Raw genomic sequence first — 19,908 nt, 5'->3', positions numbered from 1 at the left:
CCCAAGGTGACGGAACGTGAACATCCGTCGGTAGAGTCGGCTGCGCTGAGCGTCGTGCTGAGCAACGACGAGGAGCAGTACGCGATCTGGCCCGCCGATCACCGGATTCCGGCCGGGTGGCGTCGGATCGGCAGACCGGCGTCCGCCGCGTCGTGCGGGAGCCTGGTCGACCGCCTGTGGACCGACCTGCGGCCCGCAAGCGCCCGCGCCGAGCGGCGGCCCCCGGGATCCGGGCCGAGCACCGTGCCCGGGCTGGTCCGGGAGCGGGCCCGGCGTGAGCCGTCCACTCTCGCGGTGCTCTCGGACGAGGGTCGGCTCAGCTACGCCGAGCTGACCGGCCGCGCCGACCGGCTTGCTTACGAGCTGCAGGAGGCGGGCGTCGGCGCGGAGTCCGTAGTCACCGTGTGCCTTGACCGCGTGCCCGAGCTGGTGGTCGCGCTGCTGGCGGTGCTGAGCTCCGGCGGCGCGTTCCTGCCCCTCGACCCCGCGACTCCGCGGCAACGGATGGCCGGACTGGTCGGGGAGATCGGTTCACGCATCATAGTCTCGAGCCGCGAGCACGCCCCGATGTTCGCCGGGTGCGAGGCCCGTATCATCCACGCCGACGAACCGGCCGCGCAGGCGCCGGCGGAGGGACCGCGGCCGGCTCCCGGCCCCCGGCTGGACGACCTCGCCTACGTGATCTACACCTCCGGATCCACCGGACCCCCCAAGGGAGTGATGATCACCCACCGGTCGCTGGCACACTCCCTCTCCGCGGTGGCCCGGGCATACGAACTGAGGCCCGGCGACCGGGTGTTGCACGCCGCGGCGCTCGGCTTCGACACGTCACTGGAGCAGATCTTCGCCACGCTGATCAGCGGCGCGACACTCATCCTCGCGGGAACACATACGTGGGCGCCCACCGACCTACTGCACCGCCTCCCGGAGCACGGGATCACCGTCGCCGACCTGACCCCCGCCTACTGGCATCGGATCGTCTCCGTTCCGGACCGCGACGAGAACCTCGCGTCGCTGAGGCTCGTCATCGTCGGCGGCGAGATGGTCACCGCGAAGGACTGCCGCGCCATTCTGCACCGGGTCCCCGGCGCGCGGCTCGTCAACGCCTACGGGCTCACCGAGACCACGATCACCTCCACGCTCTGCGACCTGAACGAGGAAGTGCTCGCCGCGCCCGACACCGCCGTCGCCCCGATCGGCAGGCCCCTGGAGGGGAATCACGTTTACGTGCTCGACGCCGAACTACGCCCGGTGCCGCCGGGCGAGCGCGGCGAGATCTACATCGGCGGCACGGGGCTGGCGCGCGGCATCTGGCGGCAACCCGCCCTGACTGCACAGCAATTCCTGCCCGACCCGCACGGCTTGGCACCGGGGGACAGGATGTATCGCACCGGGGATCTGGGCCGCCTGCGGTCGGACGGCAGCCTGGAAGTCCTGGGCCGGGTCGACGACCAGATGAAGATCCGCGGGTTCCGGGTCGACCCGGCCGAGGTCGAGGCCGCGCTCGTCTCCCACCCGGAGATCGGCCAGGCGATGGTGGTGGCCCGGACGCGCGCCGGCGGCCGGGACCTCATCGCGTACTTCACGCCGGCCTCGACGCTTGCCGGCGGCGAGGCGGTGCTGCGCGCACGGCTGCGGTCGGCACTCGCCGAGGCCCTGCCGGGCTACATGATCCCGGTAGCCTTCCATGCGGTGGAGCGGCTGCCCCTCACGCCCGGCGGAAAGATCGACCGCAGGGCCGTACCGGAAACCGTGACCGCGGTGCCGACGACCGGCGGCGACGATCATCCGGTGCCGCAGGGGATGGCCCAGTTGTGGGGCCAGATCCTGGATGTGGACTACGTCCGTCCGTACGACGACTTCTTCGAGCTGGGCGGCAACTCGTTGCTGGCCATGGAGATGCTCGCCCGGACCCGCGTCATCTTCGGCATCGGCATCACACAGATCCGCGACCTGACCCGTTCACTGCTGCGGAATCCGACGCTCGCCGCGTTCGCCGAGTCCGTGCGCCAGGCACGTGCCGGCACACTGGCCCACCCGGACGGCGGGAGCGTCGACTTCGCCGCCGAGGCCGATCGGCGCGTTCCGGCCGTGGGCCGTGGCGCACCCGCTCCGGACCCCCGTCGCCCCGGCGACGTCCTCCTGACCGGGGCGACGGGGTTCTGCGGCGCGCACATGATCGACGAGCTGCTGCGCAGGACGACGGGACGGATCCTCTGCCTGGTCAGAGCCTCCGAGGACCAGCACGGCATGGAGCGGATTCGTGCGAGCCACCAGCGGTACGTCCTCAGCGATCTGTCCAGCGAGCGCGTCCAGCCGGTCGTCGGCAACCTGGGCAAGCCCGGACTGGGGCTGTCCCCAAGCCGGTTCGAGGAGCTGGGATCGACTATCGACGCCGTCTACCACTTCGGCGGCCAGGTCAACTTCATCTACCCGTACCACGAGTTGCGTGCGGCAAACGTCGACGGAACATACGAGATTATCCGCCTCGCCGCCGGCCGGGCCGTCCCTGTCCACTTCACCTCCAGCATGGCGGTTCTCGCCGGATTCGGGTCGGCCGGGGTGCGCGAGGTGACGGAGAACACTCCGCTGCGCTTCCCCGAGTATCTGTCGGTGGGATACGTGGAGACCAAATGGGTCGCCGAGGCGCTGCTGAAGAAGGCGTCCGACGCTGGCCTGCCGGTCGCCGTCTACCGCCTGATGGACATCACGGGCAGCAGCGGAACCGGGGTGATGAACCCCAGCAGTGAGATGGCCGCCCTCATCAATTTCATCGCTCGGACCGGGCTGTGTCCCGACGTCCCGCTGCCGCTGGACTTCCTGTCGGCCGACCACCTCGCCCGCGCCATCGGACACATCTCCACTCGCCATCCCGCTCGCGGAGAGGTCTACCACCTCGCCAACCCCCGTCCCACGCTGCTGGATTCACTCGGCGAGCGCCTACGCCAGCGGGGTTACCCGATCCAGGAGATCCCGTACGCCGAGTGGACCGCCGCTCTGGTGAAGTACGCGGCCGGGCACCCCACCGACCCGATCACCCCGTTCGTCCCGCTCTTCGTCGACCGATGCGCCCGCGCCGACATCACGGTGAGCGAGATGTACTTCCAGGGCGTTTTCCCGGAGTTCACCCGCGGCAACGCTGAACGGGCGCTGATGGACGCCGGGATCGACATTCCGCCGGTGGACGCGAAGATGATTGACCGTCACATCGACTTCCTCCAACAGGCCGACAATGTCCGGCCGGTGAAGAGCCGAGAGCAGGGAGCGGCGCAGTGGTGAGGCGATGTCCTGGATGGGAGGCGCTGGACGTGCTGGAAACAGCGCCAGACGGTCCGGTGGCCTTCTGCGCCGACCTCAGTCCCGCCGGCCTGCTGGCGGCATACCGTGCCGGCGTCTATCCGTTCCCGGCATCCGACGAGTACACCCGCGCCCTCAACGAGGTGGTCTTCGCCGATCAGGTCCAGGAGGGTCACATTCGGCTCGTGGGGGAGGAATCGGCCGATCCCTACGCCGTCTCCTGGTGGTCGCCCGACCCCAGGCCGGTGCTGTCCGTCTCGGGCCCGCACCTCAGCCGGAGCCTCGCTCGGCGGCTGCGCAACCGGCTGCCGTGGTCGACCAGCCTGGACCGCCGGTTCGAGCGGGTCGTCCGCGAATGCCGCGCCGGCCGCACCCCCCCGTGGCTCACCGAAGAGCTGATCGCAAGCTTGGTCCGCCTGCACGATCTGGGTCATGCCCACAGCGTTGAGGTGTGGGAGGACGGCAATCTGGTCGGCGGCGTCTTCGGCGTCCAGGTCGGATCGGTCTTCAGCATGGACTCGATGTTCTTCCACCGTCCCGGTGCCTCGAAGGTCGCGGTGACCGACCTCGCGGCGCGCTTCGCACAGGCCGGCGGCGTGCTGCTCGACGCGCAGCGGGACAGCCCGCACGTCCGCAGCCTGGGCGGCATTCTCGTACCGCGAGAGCAGTACGTGCGACACCTACGCCGCGCCGCTCCCGACAGCCTCCCGATGCCCACCGCCACTTTGCCCGTTCGCCGCCTCGCCCAGCCGTCGGGATCGCGCTGACCGCGTTCAGCCGTCCGGGTTGGTGCCGGACGTTCTGGACGATCAGCTGATCAGTCAGCTGGTGGACCGGGCCAAGGCCGACGGGATCAAGCTGACGGGCCAGGGTGGTCTGCTGCGGCAGCGGCGTTCCCGTTGGGCTCATGTCCGAGCCGGAACCGCTTACGGTTGTCGCCGAACTCGAGGAATCGGTCGAAACGCCCCACGGCTGGGAGTAGTGCGGCTAGGGCGGTGACCTGCTCCGGGGCCCCAACCCTCCGCAGGCTGTCCTGCACTCCGCGGTGGTCTTCCTGATCGGTCTGTAGGCCGTCGCAGGTGCCGGCATCCTCACCCACGCTGCCGGCAACCCGCTGGCCACCGCCGTGCTCGCCGGCGGGGCCGCCTTCGGCGCCACGGTCGTCTTCACACGCTCGGCGATCAGCTGACCAGTCGATTGACAGAGCCGAAACGGCGCAAGCCCTGAACATCACGGTGCCGCCCGGCGCCTGGCAGAGGGAGACGGCCAGGACGGACGCCTGGAACGACGAGCCGTTCTCAAAAGCGCGTCGCCACTGACAACGAGTCGATCCACTACCGCATTCACGACGTGGACTGCAGGCCTGCTCGGCTTCGGTACGGCTCAGCCGGGCCTGGCCGGGCGCCTGCAGATCACCGAGCACAACCAACGCATCCAGAGCGCCCGTCCGGGCCGGCCGCTCACCCTGCGCCGCTACGACCAGCCAGCGATCGAAAGCGGAGAGTAGCGAATGAGGTTAGCGTGGCGTCAACCGTTGAGTGATCGTCGGTCCAATCCGCGCTGGCCGTTGCCGCGGAGAGGGCTGCCATGGCCGAAAGAGAATGCTCATGCACTTCGTTTCCCGCGGTACTCGCCTCAGCCGGGCCGTCGTAGCGGCGTGCGGGCTGTCGGCGTTGCTCGCCGCCTCCGTGACGGCCGGCTCCGGTGCTGCTGCCGCCGAGCCGCATCCCTCCGGGGACAGCCCCTCCCACGGGGGCGCGGTCGTCACACTCAGGACCGCCAAGGTCGGCGCGCCTGGTAATCCTTCGGTGGGCATTCTCCCGTTCAAGGACGCCCTGTACCGCTCGTGCGCCGAAGCTCCGTCCCCGAGCACTTGTCTGAGAGTCGGCGGCGTGCGCCATCGCTACGAGATCGGGGAGCTCGAAGTCACTGTGAAGCAGTGGGTGGCGTTCCTGAATACGGCCGATCCCGATGGACGTAACCGCCTCGGTCTCTATGACGAGACCGAGAGCTCGTCGCCGTGGCCGAGGTACGGCCAAATCAACTTCTCCCGAAGCGCCGACAGCGGCAGCCACTACTCGGTGGCCTTTCCGGAGTGGGCGGACAAGCCGTACGGCTTCGCAAACTTCCTGAGGGCGGCACGCTTCGTCAACTCGCTCTATAACGGCCGACTGATCTCCAAGCAGTCCAGCAGCAGCGGCCGCTTCAACTATTTCACTTATCAGGTCAGGCTGTCGGCGCGGACCGAGCGCGGGATGTACGACTTGGCCCGGCCGAATACGACCCGAGCCCATCGCTCGGGCTTCGTCCTGCCGAGCCAGGACGAATGGATCAAGGCGGCCTACTACGACCCGCGCGGCGGCGGCACCTACTCCTACTGGAAGTACCCGACCAACCCGGGAGTCTTCGGCGACGGAGACGCGACCGCCCCCAACCCCACCGTCCTCAACCCGACCACCGGTGATGTCACCAACGCGGCGACCCAGCCACTGGCCTCCTACCACGCGAGCGGAAAGCCGGCACCGAGCTGGTGCCCGGGACAGCTGCAGCCCGAGGCCTGCTCCACCGTCAACCCAATCGGACTCGACCCCAGCACCTATGCCGATCTCTACCAGGGCAGCCTCAGCACGGTCGGAGGCGCGAGGACCACCTCGCCGTGGGGCACTCTCGACCAGGGTGGCAACGCGGTCGAGTGGACCGACACGATCACGGCACCCCCCTCCGGACGGAGTTCCCTGCGGGTGTGGCGGCGGCTCCACGGCGGAATCTCCAACGCACCGGCCTTCCAGATGTGGCCCTCCGCTGTTGGGCTGCAGCCGCAGGACAACGTGTTCTACAACCACACCTATCCGTGGCTGGGCATCAGGATCGGGGTGATCGGTGATCTGAAGCCGGGCAAGTCCTAGGTGGGGAGGGAGGTCGTCAGCCGCGACCGTGCGGAGGTCTACACGGCAGCGTCGGTCACTGGGGCACCGCAAGCCGATGGCCTCCGCGGCCTTGGTGAGACTGAACCCGCTGGGCCGGCCTCTGGTCGACGCCATCAAGGGCTCGACGCTGTCCTACCTCAAGGAACTCCGCCCCGGCTCGGCCGGGGCCACGGAAGTGCGGTTGCTGTTCGCCTTCGCGCCCGATCGCCGAGCCGTGATCCTGGCAGGCGGCGACAAGGCGGCGACAAGGCGGTAACTGGTCCGGCTGATACCGCGACGCGGCCGAGAATCTCAGGCGGTACCAGGCCCTCATGGGGAGCCTGCTGGCAGCGCCTCACACGTCGCTGGTACGGACGTCGCAACCGCAGTGCCGTCGATGAGTGCTCCCTGAAACAAGGGCAGGCCATCGCGCAAGTCTCCCGGGTGAACGGGCAGTTCAACCAGAGGAGCGCACGATGGCCTTGTCCCAGTCTGACCTGATGCGGCTGCTTCAGTCACTACGTACGGCCGACGGAGTTGAGACGATCAGGGTGCTGTGTGAGCGCATCCTGCAGGCTACAGGTTCGGCCCGATCTCCTACGGGACCGGGCCGCACCCGCGGTGCACGCGGCCCTGGCGAAGTGCTCCATGACCCAGTACCGCCTTTCGTGGCGTTGACGCCGCTGTCCCAAGGCGAGACGAGAACGGCGGCTCGGTGATGACCACGGCGTACCTGATCGCCGCCCACGGCCGGGAAGTCGACCTGATTGTGTGGGCGGACGCTGCCGAGTACGGCCCGTGACATCCAGGCAACGACTCGCACTGACCGGGTGAAGAACCTGGACGAGGCGCGGTGACCAGCACCGGCGGCAACCACGCAGCGCCGCGCCCGCCCGCAGCCTTCTGCAACCCTTCGGGTCTGTTGCACAAGTGGCTCACTTTGTGCGGACTCCCGGCGTCCTCGGCTTCGGAGATCGGCCGACCGGATGAAGTTGTCCCACGCGCTGTCGGCACGGCGCCTAGCAGCGGAACGTGCGCGGTTCGTGTTCTTACGATGCCGCCAGGAGCGCCCGGCGAGTAGGGCCCGTGCGAGTCGGTCCCGTGCGATGCGGGCTTCTTCGACTCGGCTTCTTCAACTCCAGAAATGGCGGAATGCATGAGACCGATGATCTGTGGTGGCCGGCTCCGGACCTGGTCCGCTGCTGGTGCGACACTTGTGGTTCTGGCGGGGGCGGCAGCCGCCGGCCCCCCGGCGGCGGCGCACGACGACGGCCTCGGGCCCGCCATCGAGGCGATCATGCACAAGCCCGAATACAAGCACGCGCAGTGGGCCGTGCTGGAGACGGACCCGGAGAGCGGCCGGGTGATCCACTCCCGGTTCGCGAACCAGTTCTTCGTCCCCGGCTCGACGGTCAAGCTGGTCACCATCTCGACCGCCTGGCACACCCTCGGCCCGAACCACCGCTTCACCACTCCCGTGATGGCGACCGGCACCCGCACCGGGTCGACGCTGCACGGGAACCTGGCGCTGGTCGCTCAGGGCGACCTGACCATGGGCGGGCGCACCAAGCCCGACGGCTCCGTGGACTACACCGACATCGACCACACCGAGGCCGAACTCCCCGGCGCGACCCTCACGCCCGAGAACCCGCTCGCCGGCATCGACCAGATCGCCCGGCAGATCCGCAAGGCCGGCATCACCAGGGTCGACGGCAACGTCATCATCGACCCCCGCCTGTTCACCCCTCCGGCGCTGAACCCGCAGCCCACTCCGCTGATCCTCAACGACAACCTGATCGACCTGCTGACGACCCCGACCACACCCGGACGGCCGGCAAAGCTGTTCTGGCGCCCGCAGGTCTCGCCGTACCACGTCACCTCCACCGTCAAGACGGTCTCCAGCGGCCAGGCCACCTCCGTCAACGTGACCGCCTCGCCCGACGGCACCCAGATCCACCTCTCCGGCACCATCGCCGCCGGTTCACAGCCGCTGCTGCGGGTCTCCAACATCAAGGACCCGAACGCCTTCGGACGTACCGCGCTGATCGAGGCCCTCGCCCGCGCCGGTGTCACCGTCACCGCGCCGCCCACCGGCCCCAACCCGCAGAACCAGCTGCCCGCCTCCTACCGCAACAACCCCCGCGTCGCCGCGTACGTCTCCCCGCCGTACAGCCAGTACGCCAAGCTGATTCTCAAGGTCAGCCACAACCTCGGCGCCAACCTGGCCCTGTGCAACATGGCCGTCGCACGCGGCAGCAAGAACTGCTTCGACGCGTTCCCGATCGAGCACGACTTCCTCACCGACGTCGCGCAGATCGACCCGAAACAGTTCCAGCTCGCCGACGGGCGTGGCGGCGTGCCGGGCGAGCGGGTCACCCCGAACGGTCTCGTCGAGCTCCTCACCTACTGGCTGCACACCCCGGACGCCAAGGCCTTCCGTAAGTTGCTCCCGATCCTCGGCGTCGACGGTTCGAACGGGATCTCCTGCACCACCAACTGTCCGGCCAAGGGCAAGGTCTTCGCCAAGCCCGGCACGATCATCGGTGACGACGAGCTGAACCAGCAGCTCGCGGCCACAGCGCAGAACGAGGCGGGCTATCTGCGGACCGACGACGGCCGTCTGCTGACCTTCTTCGTCGGCGTCAACGGCGCCGCCACCGCGAACCTCGACAGTTTCATCAGCATCTTCAACGACGTCAACCAGATCACCGCCCTCCTCCAGGAGCAGGCCTCGGCACACGAATAGCGCGCCGCGAGAACCGCCGCACGACCGCCCGGAGTACCGAGGCCCGGCTCGAAAGCGAGGCGACCCCAGTGCTGTGGACACTCCGGCGGTCGGTGCGGTGCCCCGGCGGCGGGCGGTGGCCCCGACAGGGCTTTACCAGCGCCGAGGGGTGTCGCGACCCGTTGGATGTCGGCTGCGCGCACGGGCTGTTGGAAAGAAAGTTCGCCGGGCGGGTGACGGCCTCCGTCGGACATCCCCCGCCGGAGGCCGGCCCACGAATAGTCCGGAGGACGGCACGGCCCCGCCGTCGTACGAGCCCCCGGACCGGTCGGCCCCGCAGCGCACAGGCCGGTGCTTGCGGCACCCGGGCCGAAGGCCTGCCGATCCGACAGCGGTGCAACTGCCCTGGTGGGGCGGTTGCACCGCTGTCGGCGGATTGAGCTGCCCCGAGTTTCGTAGCGGCCGGTTTTCATGGTTTCAGGCGAGGGTGAGGGCTGCCTCGGATCGGTAGTGCTGGGTCTCGAATTCCTCGGGTGGGAGGTAGTCGAGTGCTGAGTGCAGGCGCTCGGTGTTGTACCAGCCGACCCATTGGACGACGGCGTGTTCGACCTGGTCAGCGTCCCGCCAGGGACCTTGGTGCTCGATCAGCTCGGCCTTGAAGGAGCCGTTGAGGGCCTCGGCCATCGCGTTGTCGTAGCTGTCGGCGACGGAGCCGACCGAGGCGGTCGCGCCGGCCTCGATCAGCCGCTCACCGTAGCGAATTGACACGTACTGCGAGCCGCGGTCGCTGTGATGGATCAGACCCGAGGTTTCAGGGCGTCCGCCGGGTTTGCCGTCCGGCGCTGAATCGCCGGCCCGGACTGCGCTGTCGTTTCCGTTCTGGATGCGGGTCCGCCGGGGGCGGTGCACTGTGTGCGGGTCAGCGGGCGATCGAGATCGCGAAGGGTGCGAATCCGGTGGACCGGATGACGTGCGGGACGAAGAGGATCGCGGCCTCCGTGGCGCGGGCGGTCTGGATGCCGCCGAGATCTGTGATCCACTCCTTGCGCCAACCGAGGCTGATGAGCAGTTCGCGGACGGTCTGCTTGGCCTGCGGGTCCTCGCCCGAGAGGAAGGCGTCGGGCGCCTGGTTGAGCGTGGCCGGCGCGGTCATCACCGGGAAGAGCATGGTGTTGAGTGTCTTGACGACGCGCGTTTCGGGGAGCGCTTCCTGGAGTTGCTCGGCGAGGCTTGAGCCGGGGTAGATCAGGTCGGCGGGCAGTCCGTCCGGTCCGTCGACGGTGGCGTTGGAGACGTCGATGAGGATCTTGCCGCGCAGTTCCTCGCGCAGGGCGACGAGCCGGTCCAGCGAACCGGCGCCCGGGGTGGCGTTGATGACGATCTGGGCTGTCCGGGCAGTGCCTGCGGCGGCGCCCGGAGCGCGGTCCGCCACGGTCACCTCATGCCCTGCCCGGGTGAGGGCTGTGGCCAGGTTGCCGCCGACGCGGCCGTTTCCGAGAACTGCGATCGTGGTCATGATGATCTGGTCCTTCCGTGCGTGCAGATTGTCGTGCGTGGTCAGCGTGAGAGCGTGGCGACGGCCTCGGCGTGGACGCCGGGCGCGGCGGCCAGGAAGCTCTCGCTCTGCGGGGACCAGGGGCGCCCCGCGGCGTCGGAGATCTGTCCGCCGGCCTCGGTGACGAGCAGCGCCCCAGGCAGCAGGTCCGCGCGGGCGCCGGCGAACTGCCAGAAGGCGTCGATCCGGCCGGCGGCAACGTTCAGCAGGTGCAGGGTCGCGGGCACGGCGGTGCGGACGACGAGCGCGTCGAAGAGCATCGCGGTGATCGAGGAGCCGACGCGCCGCACGACCTTCTCGTCCTCGTCCGGCCGGGCCTGGCTGGTGGCCACGATGCTCAGGCCGAGGTCCGCGGTCTGGGAGATGTGCAGCGGCCGGCCGTCGAGGTGGGCGCCCGCGCCGGTGAGCGCGGTGTAGGTCTCGCCGGTCAGCGGCAGGTGGACCGCGGTGAGCACCGGCTGGTTCTCGCGCACGAGGGTGGCGGTCACCGCCCACTCCGGCAGGGCGTGCAGGTGATTGACGTTGCCTTCGGCCGGATCCACGACCCACCATTCGCCGGGCGGCAGCGCCCCGCCGTCCAGCTCGTCCTCCACCCAGCCGGCGTCCGGGCGCAGGCGAGTGAGGCGGGGGCGCAGGATGTCAAGGGCCGTGTCGTCGTTGGCGGCGAGGGCGTGCATCAGTTCTTCGCGGGTCTGGTAGCGGACCACCTCGCCGAAACGCTCTTGTAGCGCCGAACCCGCCTCACGCACGGCGATCGCCGTCTGGTCGAGCAGGTCGGCGTCGGAGGCGGCGACGTCAGTGGTCTGAAGCGTTTCGGACATGGTGGAACTCCCGTATGAGGAGGGGTGATTGGGCTGGTCGGGCCAGGCTGTGCGTTCCGTCTTGCTCTCTCGTCTCGAAGGTATAGAGCCCCTTCATTAACTTCAAATGCATGTCAAGCACGGCTAGGATTACTCACATGCAATTGGATTTGAACCTGCTCACCGCGCTCGACGCGCTGCTGGAGGAGGGAAGTGTGGCCGGGGCGGCCGCGCGCCTGCACGTCACCGCCCCCGCGATGAGCCGGAGTCTGGGCCGAATCCGGCGCACGACCGGGGATCAGATCCTGGTGCGCACAGGCCGCACGATGACCCCGACGCCGTATGCGATCGCCATCCGGGAACAGGTGCACGAGCTGCTGCACCAGGTCCAGGGGGTGTTGGCACCGAGCCGCGAACTCGACCTGGCAACGTTGGAACGCACTTTCACACTCCGCTGGCACGACTCCCTGATCGCCTTGAGCGGCCCCGCACTGCTCGCGGCCGTGCGCGGACAGGCGCCCGGCGTGCGATTGCGCTTCGTCGCGGAATCAAGCATCGACACACCCGAGTTGCGGCGCGGCGAGGTCGACCTCGAGGCGAACGCCAACCGCCCGAGCGCACCGGACGTCCGTGCCGAGAACGTGGGCGAGACCCGCCTCGTTATCGTCGTGAGGCAGGGGCACCCCCTCACCCGCGTCAGGACCGTCACCGCAAAGCGGTACGCCGCCGCTGAGCACGTCACCGTCTCGCGACGTGGAAACCTCAGCAATGCCCTCGACGACGCCCTCGCGCAGCTCAACCTCACCCGCCGCGTGGTGGCGACCGCGCCCACGGAAGCGGCCGCGTTGGAGTTCGCGCGCGGATCCGATCTCCTGATCAGCGTCCCCGAAGCCACCACGCGGTCCGCGGTCGCTGACCTCGGCCTGGTCGTGCTCCCCCTCCCGCTCGAACTGCCGTCGGCACCGATATACCTGTCGTGGCATCAGCGCTACGACACCGACCACGCCCACGCCTGGCTGCGCGGCCTGGCGCGAACCGCGCTGGCAATGGGCGGAGCGTCGTAGGCGAGTTTGTCGTTGATGTCGCGGAGGCGGCGCCGGTGCTCGCGGCGGGCAATCCTGGCCTGTGTCTGAACTCGGGTGAAGCCGCAGGTGTTGTGCGGCTGTCTCGACAAAACCGATTGCAGTCTGGTTCACGCTCTCGGTACGGTCCGCGCATGGCCGCTACGCCCCGTGTTTCTTAGCTCGGACACCAGCTTCGACGTCACCCATGTGTCTTGAGCTGTTACGGAGCGTAACTCCAATGAATTCTCTTCGCGGTCCCGGCCTGTTCCGGAACCGGGACTTCTCCCTGCTGCTGAGCGGTCAGTTGGTCTCCGCCATCGGCGACCAGGCTCACTTCATGGCCCTACCGCTGATCGTGCTGGCCCTTACCGGCTCGGCTACCCAAGCCGGACTCGTACTCGGCCTCGGCACCCTTTCCTTCTTGGCGTTCGGCCTGATCGCCGGCGCTCTCGTCGATCGGTGGGACCGTAGGACCACCATGATCTGGTGTGAGCTCGGCCGGACCCTGCTCACCGTCGGCGTCGCCGTCGCGCTGTGGCTGAACAGGCTCACCATGCCCCAGCTGTACGTGACAACCGTGCTCACCGGAATCCTGGCCACTCTCTTCCAGGTGGCGAATACCGCGGCACTGCCCAACGTGGTCGCTGCGCAGCATCTGTCCGCTGCGCTCGGCTACACGCAGTCCGCGGCAGGCGCGGTGGGCATCATCGGGGCTCCACTTGCCGGTGCGCTCTACGCCGTCGGACGGACCGTGCCGTTCGCCGTCAACGCGGTCTCCTTCGCGGTGTCCGCGGCGTCACTGCGCCTGATGCGCGCCCGGTTCCAGACGGACGGACAAGCAGCGCGGACGAAGGCCCGGCTCACCACCGAGATCCGCGAGGGGCTCGACTGGCTCTGGCACCAGCCAGTCATCCGCTTCCTCACTCTGGTATCGGCCGCTGACAAGGTGCGGTACGGAGCTGGGTACCTGCTGATCATCACCCTCGCCCGCCGGCTCGGCGCCTCCCCGCTGTGGATCGGCGTCATCTTCAGCGGCGCGGCGGTCGGCGCGATGGTGGGGGCACTGGTGTCGAACATGGCCACGCGTCGCTTCCCGCTCGGACGGATCGCCGTCGTCATGCTGTGGTTGGAGGCGTTGATGTTCCCGCTGTACGCGCTGGCGCCGAACTCGCTGGTACTGGCCGCGATCGCGGCCGCTGAGTCGCTCGTCGCCCCGGTGTACACGGTGGCCATGACCACGCACCAACTGGCCATCACCCCCGATGAATTGCGAGGCCGGACGACGAGCGCGGCCTCGACGCTCACCACGGGAGCTTTGTCCGTCGGCACGCTGACAGGGGGTGTGCTGATCACCGCCCTGGGCGCCCAAGCTCTGGTCTGGCTCTGCGGAGCATGGCTGCTCACCCTGGCTGTCCTCACCACAGCCAACCGGGCCGTGCGACAGGCACCGCCGGCGGGCGCGATCCCTCAGCACAAGGCCACTATCACGGTCGAGGCCACGGATATGGCCGGCTAGCACCTGGGCTGCGGCCACCGGTGATCCCGGAAGGATCCGAGGACGCCAAAGGATCAGCGGTGGCCGCCGGTCACACCCGATGACTCATCAAGCCGCCGACCTACTCCTCTGCATCCTCGCCGCGAACCAGATCGTCAAAGAAAGCGCTGCGAATCAAGCCCGCCCGGAAGAGACGCTGTGCGCCGGAGAGCATCTGAGCCTGCCCGGGCGCCGTACGTCGTGACGGGGTTAGGGGTCGCCCGGCGGATCATGTGAGCGTCCGGAGATGGGATCGTCGTTCTGGCCATTGTCGGGAGATCCGACCAGTGGCGAGTGGGTGCGGCTTGAGCCGCATCTGCCGAAGTCCGCTGGTCGCGGCAGCGAAAGCCATGGCCATCCCCGTGGTCAGCCGCACGCGGCCGTGGCTGGCTGCCGACGACAAGGTGAGTCTGCGACCCGGCTCGCCTCGGCACGCGTGCCTCGTAGATCCGTTCCCGATCACGTACACGGATGAGTCGATTCCCTCGGAAGACCGCAGGAAAGCGCCGGGCTTGGCAGACTGTGCGCCACCAGGGAGGAGATTGTTGTGCCGGATGAGCTGACCGTCCGCCGGATACTCGGGGACCAGCCGTTCGCCGAGATTGGCCGGCCCGTGTGGGCGGTGACCGACGCGCGTCATGGCTGTGTCATCGTCGCCGGTGACCTCGGGCACGTCATGTGGCGCGGTACGGGCCACTGGCTCGGCCACCGGATCGGCGTGTACGAGGCCGGCACCCTCCGTCCGCGCCACGTCGTTGCCTCCCGCTACTCCGTATGTGCCATCGAGCCTCACCCCGAGTTGCCGCTCGTCGCCGTCGGCACCGGCCGCTACGACGGCTCGTGGGACTTTCAGGGACAGTTGCTCCTGCTGCACCTGGAGACCGGGCGCGTGACGAACCTGCTGAGCAAGAGCCGCCAGGTGCGCCATCTACGCTGGCTGGAGGACGGCAGGCTCGCGATGCTGATCTCCCCCGAGGACAAGGACGGCGGCTTCCGCAAGGGCTTCGAGCTGGCCGTCGCGGTGGACGACTGGCTGTCTGCTCCGGCCGGTCTGGTCGACCCCGACGACACACGCCATCCGATGGTCGAGAGCGGGCTCCTTTACGACCCGCGTGTGGAGGACACCCTCGCGCGCCTGACGGAGGGCCGGTGGCGGCGGCGGGCGGAGGTGCGGGACCTGGCGGTGCTGGCCGACGGCCGGGTGCTCGCCACCGGCCGGCACACGGATCTCGAATGCTGGGATCCGTCGGGCGCGCTGACGTGGTCTCTTCCTGCGGACGGGGAGGGGAGCGTCCGGGTCGAGGCGGCCCCTGACGACGAGTCGGCGTGGGTGACGTACCGCGGCTACCGGCGCGACGAGGCGACGGGTCGCCCGGTTGACCGAGCGACCACTGTTCGCCGGATATCGACGGCGGACGGCGGTGCGCTGGACTGCGTGGACGTGCCGTCGGTCCCCGCACTGTGCGCCGCGGACGAAGGCTGGCTCGCCCTGCGCCCGCAAGGGCGCGAGGCACACGCCGCGCTGCTGCTCGCCCCCACGCACCAGGAAGCGGCACGCCTCGGCCTCGTCCCCAGCCGCTCCAACTCCCCGGCGCTACGCGTCAGACACAGCGCCCGTCTGCTGTATGTGGGCGGTCCCGGCTCGGCCGACGACGCGCCGTGGATCCACGCGATCGATCCTCCAGGCGCCCACGGCCCCGCCACTCTGCGCGCCCTCTTCCCCTTGCGCTGGGACCCGGCGTCCGCACTCCAGCCCTGGTACGGCCCCGCCTTCGAGCTGACACACACCCTCGTCCACGCGGGCCGGTCGTACGAACCGGGCGCCACCTACGTGGAAGCCCGCGAGGGCACGTACGTTGTGAGCCGTCGGCTGCCGGACGGAGAGGCACGCTGGGTGTACGGCACCGACAAGCCGCTCGCCGATCTCGACGGCGACGAGCGAAGGGTGTACGTCGTCTATCTCACCGGTGAGGTGGAGACCCTGGACACGGCGACGGGCGAGGTGCGAGCCCGGCACACCCTGCGCGCGCACGGCCACCCGGTCACGCCTGTGTCCGTCGCGTATCGGGCGGAGCAACAGCGGCTGCTCGTGGGGACGGTGGACGGGCGGATCCTGGACTGCTCGGTCCCGGGTTGACCGGGTCGGTAGAAACCGCCCGTCCCGGCGGAGTCTCCTCAAGGATCCGGCGGATCCGCCGGATCGACAGAAACGACAGAGTGAAAACAAGGCGCAGCAGGTCGCAGCGATTGTTCCCGACAGCAGGGACACCAACGCACCGCCGAGAGCGGGGCCGCCGATCTGCGCCGCGGCCCGGCTGCCCTCAAGTGCGCTGTTGCACCACACCAGCTGATCACGTTTCACCAGCCGTACGAGAGACGCCTGGTATGCCACGTCGAAGTACACGGAAAGGGCCCCGACGGCGAAGGCAAGCGCAAGCAGCGCGGGCAGGCCGAGCCAGCCGAAAAGGCCGGCCACGGCGGCGGCGCCCAGGGCACAGGCCCGACCGACGTCCGTGAGCACCATCGTCGTGCGGGTCCGCCACCTGTCCACCCACGCGCCGACGAAGAGCGAGAGCAACAGGATCGGCGCCTGCCCCACCGCGCGGAGGACACCCAGCTAGCCGGCACCGGCGTGGAGCGTCAGGACGGCGAAGAGCGGCAGAACCACCAAACTTGCGTGTTCGCCGAGTTGGGAGGCTGTGTGACCCAGCCAGAGTCTGCGGAAGTCGGCGTCCCGCCACAGGCTTGACGGAACAGGTTGACCGGAATCAGAAACAGCAGAGGAAGCGGACGGCACGGAAATCCCTTGTGTTGCCGACAACGAAGCCCGCCACCGAGCACACGAAAGGTGTACCGACGGTTCAGGCAGGGGAAGGCTCGCTATGCCGCAACATCAAAGGCAGCACGCGATGACAGGCCGTCACGGCATACAACGTCAACGCGCGCTCGGAAAACCGACCATCTCTCAGCACCTCATGGGGCACTCGCTGCGCCCGAACCCTAGCCCTCGGCCACCCGGTGCGAATAGCGATTGAGGGCTGCGGAGGCGGGGCGAGCAACTCCCGACGCACCGACCCTTCGTTCGAACATGTTCGCCTGATGTGGGGAGCGGTGTCTCTCCGTACCGTGAGTGGCTGTGTCAGGTGGCGTTCCACTCCAGTGATGGCTGGCAATTGGTCGTGTTTGCGGCTCAGGAAGCAGGCGTCATCGCCGAGTATCGATCCCGGTCCGGCTGCGCCCGGCCGGATCATCGACCACGCCGGAACCGACCACGGCGGGAAGGCCTCCGTACAGATCGGTCACCGAGCAGATCGGCCTCGGGAGAGATCGGTCTACGCATCCGCGAGAACTGCGCGTTGTGCGGCGGAGACGCCGGTCACCACTGGCCGATCGCCGGCGCGTCGGGTTCGTGCTTCCGCCACATCCCGGTGAGGCGGGCGAGGCGTTCCGCGGCCGCGAAGCCGTGCAGCGCCGCCACCTTGCCGTCGCTGATCTCGAACGCCGCGGCGCCCACGATCCGGTCCTCGAGCACGAGGAGCACGGCGGGCCAGCCGTTGACCTGCCCGATGTGAATCGTGGGCGAGCCGCCAACCAGGCGCCGCTTCGCGGGAGTCGGTTTGAAGGCGATCCGCATCATGGTGGCGACGCGCTCGGGGGTCTCGTAGCGTCGCAGCGTCCTGGAGAGGCCCGCGCCGTCGGAGATCGCCGTCGCGTCGTCGGTGAGGAGCGCCACCAGACGTTCGGTGCGACCCGAGGACGCGGCGGCGAGGAACTCCTCGAGGACCTTGCGTGCGGATGCCGGGTCGACCTCACCGCCGCTGCGGCGCGCGGCTGCGACCCGGCGCCGGGCCCGGTGGATGTGCTGCTGGCTCGCGGATTCCGAGATGTCGAGGATCCCGGCGATCTCGGAGTGGGGGTAGGAGAATGCCTCGCGCAGGACGTAGACGGCCCGTTCGACCGATGAGAGGCGCTCCATCAGGGTCAGGACGGCGAGCGACACCGATTCGCGCTGCTCGAAGGTGTCGGCCGGGCCGAGCATCGGGTCGCCGTCGAGAAGCGGCTCGGGCATCCAGGCACCGGCCGCGCGTTCGCGGCGCACCGGTGCCGAGCGGAGCCGGTCCAGGCACAGGTTGGTGACGACTTTGGTCAGCCATGCCTCCGGCACCTCGATCCGCTCCCGGTCGGCGGCGTGCCAGCGTAGGTACGCGTCCTGCACGATGTCCTCGGCGTCGACTGCCGAGCCGAGCAGGCGGTACGCGAGCGAGGCCAGCCGAGCCCGGCCGGCCTCGAAGCGATCGGCGACGGTGCTCTCCATGGTGACGACCTTATGCGGCAGCATTCTCGGGTGCGGTGGCAACTGCCGTGGTGCCTGCGGCTGTCGCGGTGGCGGTCAGGCGGCGCTTGCGCTTCGGCATGCCGAAGGTCGGGTGCGAGACGCCCCACAGGCTGCCCCTGAGGACGCCCGCCTTCAACCGGGCGGCCTTCCGGCCGCCCACGAACCAGGACTTCGCCCGTACGTCGCCATCGACGTTCTGAAAGATCGCGTCGTAACGCCCGAGGCTGATGTGGTTGCCGATGTAGGACTTCTTGACGCTCGGAACCCGGCGTCCCGTCAGCCGTCCCACGATCGCGTCGGTCGCCTGCATGTTGGTATGTCCCGCGGAGGCGCAGGACATCGGCAGTGGCCGTCCGTTCGCGCCGATCGCGTACGCGCTGTCGCCCGCGGCGTAGACGTCCGGGTGCGAGACCGATCGCATGGTGTCGTCGACGACGATCCGGCCGTCCTCGGTGACCTCGAGACCGGCGGCGGCCGCGATGGGTTCGACGGCGAACCCGGCCGTCCACACGGTCGCGTCGGCCGGGAAGGAGGTGCCGTCCGCACCGACCGCGTACGTCGCCCCGACGGCTTCGATGCCGGTGTGCTCGTGGACGGTGATGCCCAGCCGGTCGAAGGCCGCCCGCAGGTGGAGCCGGGCCCCCGGGGAGAGCCAGGCTCCCAGCTCACCACGGGCGGCGAGCGCCACGGAAAGACAGGGACGCGACTCGGCGATCTCGGTGGCGGTCTCGATGCCGGTCAGGCCCTCGCCGACGACCAGGACGGTGCCGACTTCGCCCAGACTGTCCAGGCGTTGGCGCAGCCGCAGCGCTGACGGCCGTCCCGCGACGTCGAAGGCGTGCTCGGCCACACCAGGGACACTGTGGTGGGCGACCCGGCTGCCGAGCGTGTACAGCAGTGTGTCGTACCTGAGCTCGTCGTCACCGTCCTCGCCGGTCACGGCGATGGTCCTGCGCTCCGGGTCCACCGCGGTGACGCGCGCCACGCGCAGACGTGTCCCGGTGCCCGCGAACACGTCGGCGAGCCGCCGGGTCGCCAGTTCCCGGCCCGCCGCGAGCTGGTGCATGCGCATCCGCTCGACGAAGACCGGCTCGGCGTTGACGACGGTGATCTCGGTGTCGGCGGGTGAGAGGCGGCGGGCCAGACTCCCGGCGGCGAAGGCCCCGGCGTAACCGGCGCCGAGGACGAGGATGCGGTGCTTCATGGTGTGGCTCCTGTCTGAATCGCTTGCCCCTTGAGCGGGACAGCGCAGTGATTCCTGACAGGAGCCGGCTGTGAGGTGGGTCACCGGACCGGTACGGGTGGCTCTCCGCGAGGGCTCGGGGGCCGTCCGGAATCAGGGGGCGGCATCAATCGCATGTTGAAGCGGAGCATCCGAACCAGATCTTCGACCTGCGTTAACACCGAGAATCCGGCGCGGCTCCAGCCACGATCCAGCCAACGGAAGCGGCCGTCCGCGACCGCAGTCTCGCCCCCGGCACCGTCGTCGATCAGATCGGGAGGGGCTGGCCGGTGAGGTTTCGGCTCGGTGAAGTCGGCCTGTTGGGTCGTTGGTGGGGTGGGGTGGGGTGGGGTGGGGTGGGGTGGGGTCTGGGTGGTGGGGTCTGGGTTGGTTGGGGGTCGGTCGGGTGTCTGGGTTGGTGTTTTGTGGGGTGTTGGTGGGTGGGGGTTGTTGTGGTGGGGTGGGGGCG

11 protein-coding genes and 3 pseudogenes are annotated in these 19,908 nt (G+C 69.2%); 8 read left to right on the top strand and 6 right to left on the bottom strand.

All coding sequences use genetic code 11. The features are described from left to right. The first annotated feature begins 6 nt into the window (after nt 1-6). The 5 genes and pseudogenes from ABZX90_RS39780 (at nt 7) to dacB (ending at nt 8,949) form a co-directional block, all read left to right on the top strand. Nucleotides 7-3,279 carry an amino acid adenylation domain-containing protein gene (locus ABZX90_RS39780; RefSeq protein ID WP_355213244.1) on the top strand — a complete coding sequence of 1,091 codons (3,273 nt, stop codon included), beginning with the start codon at nt 7-9 and terminating at the stop codon, nt 3,277-3,279. Between the two features lie 29 nt (nt 3,280-3,308). Further along, complete coding sequence (locus ABZX90_RS39775) at nt 3,309-4,064, top strand: leucyl/phenylalanyl-tRNA--protein transferase (RefSeq protein WP_355213242.1); 756 nt, start codon at nt 3,309-3,311, stop codon at nt 4,062-4,064. An 840-nt stretch (nt 4,065-4,904) separates the two neighbouring features. Next, on the top strand, nt 4,905-6,203 hold the full coding sequence (locus ABZX90_RS39770) for a hypothetical protein (protein WP_355213240.1): 1,299 nt from the start codon (nt 4,905-4,907) through the stop codon (nt 6,201-6,203). Nucleotides 6,204-6,309: 106 nt separating this feature from the next. Continuing rightward, nucleotides 6,310-6,493, top strand: a pseudogene (locus ABZX90_RS39765) (type II toxin-antitoxin system RelE/ParE family toxin); the annotation flags it as partial. A gap of 854 nt (nt 6,494-7,347) precedes the next feature. Next, complete coding sequence (gene dacB, locus ABZX90_RS39760; RefSeq protein WP_351131977.1) at nt 7,348-8,949, top strand: D-alanyl-D-alanine carboxypeptidase/D-alanyl-D-alanine-endopeptidase; 1,602 nt, start codon at nt 7,348-7,350, stop codon at nt 8,947-8,949. A gap of 456 nt (nt 8,950-9,405) precedes the next feature. Here the strand turns inward: dacB and ABZX90_RS39755 are convergent. From ABZX90_RS39755 to ABZX90_RS39745, 3 genes and pseudogenes are all read right to left on the bottom strand, one after another. Then, nucleotides 9,406-9,735, bottom strand: a pseudogene (locus ABZX90_RS39755) (integrase core domain-containing protein); the annotation flags it as partial. A gap of 112 nt (nt 9,736-9,847) precedes the next feature. Then, nucleotides 9,848-10,444, bottom strand: coding sequence for an NAD(P)-binding domain-containing protein (locus ABZX90_RS39750; RefSeq protein ID WP_355213238.1), 597 nt, complete (start codon nt 10,442-10,444; stop codon nt 9,848-9,850). A 41-nt stretch (nt 10,445-10,485) separates the two neighbouring features. Beyond that, complete coding sequence (locus tag ABZX90_RS39745; protein ID WP_351131975.1) at nt 10,486-11,304, bottom strand: 3'(2'),5'-bisphosphate nucleotidase CysQ; 819 nt, start codon at nt 11,302-11,304, stop codon at nt 10,486-10,488. A gap of 137 nt (nt 11,305-11,441) precedes the next feature. On the opposite strand from ABZX90_RS39745, the gene ABZX90_RS39740 reads away from it, so the two are divergent. The 3 genes from ABZX90_RS39740 to ABZX90_RS39730 all read left to right on the top strand — a co-directional run bounded on the left by ABZX90_RS39740 (nt 11,442) and on the right by ABZX90_RS39730 (nt 16,018). After that, a complete protein-coding gene (locus tag ABZX90_RS39740; protein WP_355213235.1) occupies nt 11,442-12,347 on the top strand; it encodes a LysR family transcriptional regulator in 906 nt (301 codons plus the stop codon). 238 nt (nt 12,348-12,585) lie between these two features. Continuing rightward, nucleotides 12,586-13,863: an MFS transporter gene (locus tag ABZX90_RS39735; protein ID WP_351135071.1), complete on the top strand. Its 1,278-nt coding sequence runs from the start codon at nt 12,586-12,588 to the stop codon at nt 13,861-13,863. 565 nt (nt 13,864-14,428) lie between these two features. Further along, the gene (locus tag ABZX90_RS39730; protein WP_355213233.1) at nt 14,429-16,018 is read left to right on the top strand and encodes a hypothetical protein; all 1,590 of its coding nucleotides are present in this window, start codon (nt 14,429-14,431) and stop codon (nt 16,016-16,018) included. 117 nt (nt 16,019-16,135) lie between these two features. Here the strand turns inward: ABZX90_RS39730 and ABZX90_RS39725 are convergent. From ABZX90_RS39725 to ABZX90_RS39715, 3 genes and pseudogenes are all read right to left on the bottom strand, one after another. Next, nucleotides 16,136-16,678: pseudogene (locus ABZX90_RS39725) on the bottom strand (MFS transporter); the annotation flags it as partial. A gap of 579 nt (nt 16,679-17,257) precedes the next feature. Continuing rightward, nucleotides 17,258-18,196: a sigma-70 family RNA polymerase sigma factor gene (locus tag ABZX90_RS39720; protein WP_355213231.1), complete on the bottom strand. Its 939-nt coding sequence runs from the start codon at nt 18,194-18,196 to the stop codon at nt 17,258-17,260. 10 nt (nt 18,197-18,206) lie between these two features. Further along, nucleotides 18,207-19,421, bottom strand: coding sequence for an FAD-dependent oxidoreductase (locus ABZX90_RS39715; protein ID WP_355213229.1), 1,215 nt, complete (start codon nt 19,419-19,421; stop codon nt 18,207-18,209). Nucleotides 19,422-19,908: the final 487 nt, after the last annotated feature.

The organism is Streptomyces sp. NPDC002935 (assembly GCF_040611295.1).
In the GTDB taxonomy this organism is placed as follows: domain Bacteria; phylum Actinomycetota; class Actinomycetes; order Streptomycetales; family Streptomycetaceae; genus Streptomyces.
Note: the sequence above shows the minus strand (reverse complement) of the source record. Positions and strands in the feature narration are given on the sequence as shown.

Bases quoted from the DNA above. Each gene is read 5' to 3' on its own strand.
- ABZX90_RS39770 (WP_355213240.1), top strand. From the start codon at position 4,905: ATGCACTTCGTTTCCCGCGGTACTCGCCTCAGCCGGGCCGTCGTAGCG.
- dacB (WP_351131977.1), top strand. From the start codon at position 7,348: ATGGCGGAATGCATGAGACCGATGATCTGTGGTGGCCGGCTCCGGACC.
- ABZX90_RS39750 (WP_355213238.1), bottom strand. From the start codon at position 10,444: ATGACCACGATCGCAGTTCTCGGAAACGGCCGCGTCGGCGGCAACCTG.
- ABZX90_RS39745 (WP_351131975.1), bottom strand. From the start codon at position 11,304: ATGTCCGAAACGCTTCAGACCACTGACGTCGCCGCCTCCGACGCCGAC.
- ABZX90_RS39740 (WP_355213235.1), top strand. From the start codon at position 11,442: ATGCAATTGGATTTGAACCTGCTCACCGCGCTCGACGCGCTGCTGGAG.
- ABZX90_RS39735 (WP_351135071.1), top strand. From the start codon at position 12,586: ATGAATTCTCTTCGCGGTCCCGGCCTGTTCCGGAACCGGGACTTCTCC.
- ABZX90_RS39720 (WP_355213231.1), bottom strand. From the start codon at position 18,196: ATGGAGAGCACCGTCGCCGATCGCTTCGAGGCCGGCCGGGCTCGGCTG.
- ABZX90_RS39715 (WP_355213229.1), bottom strand. From the start codon at position 19,421: ATGAAGCACCGCATCCTCGTCCTCGGCGCCGGTTACGCCGGGGCCTTC.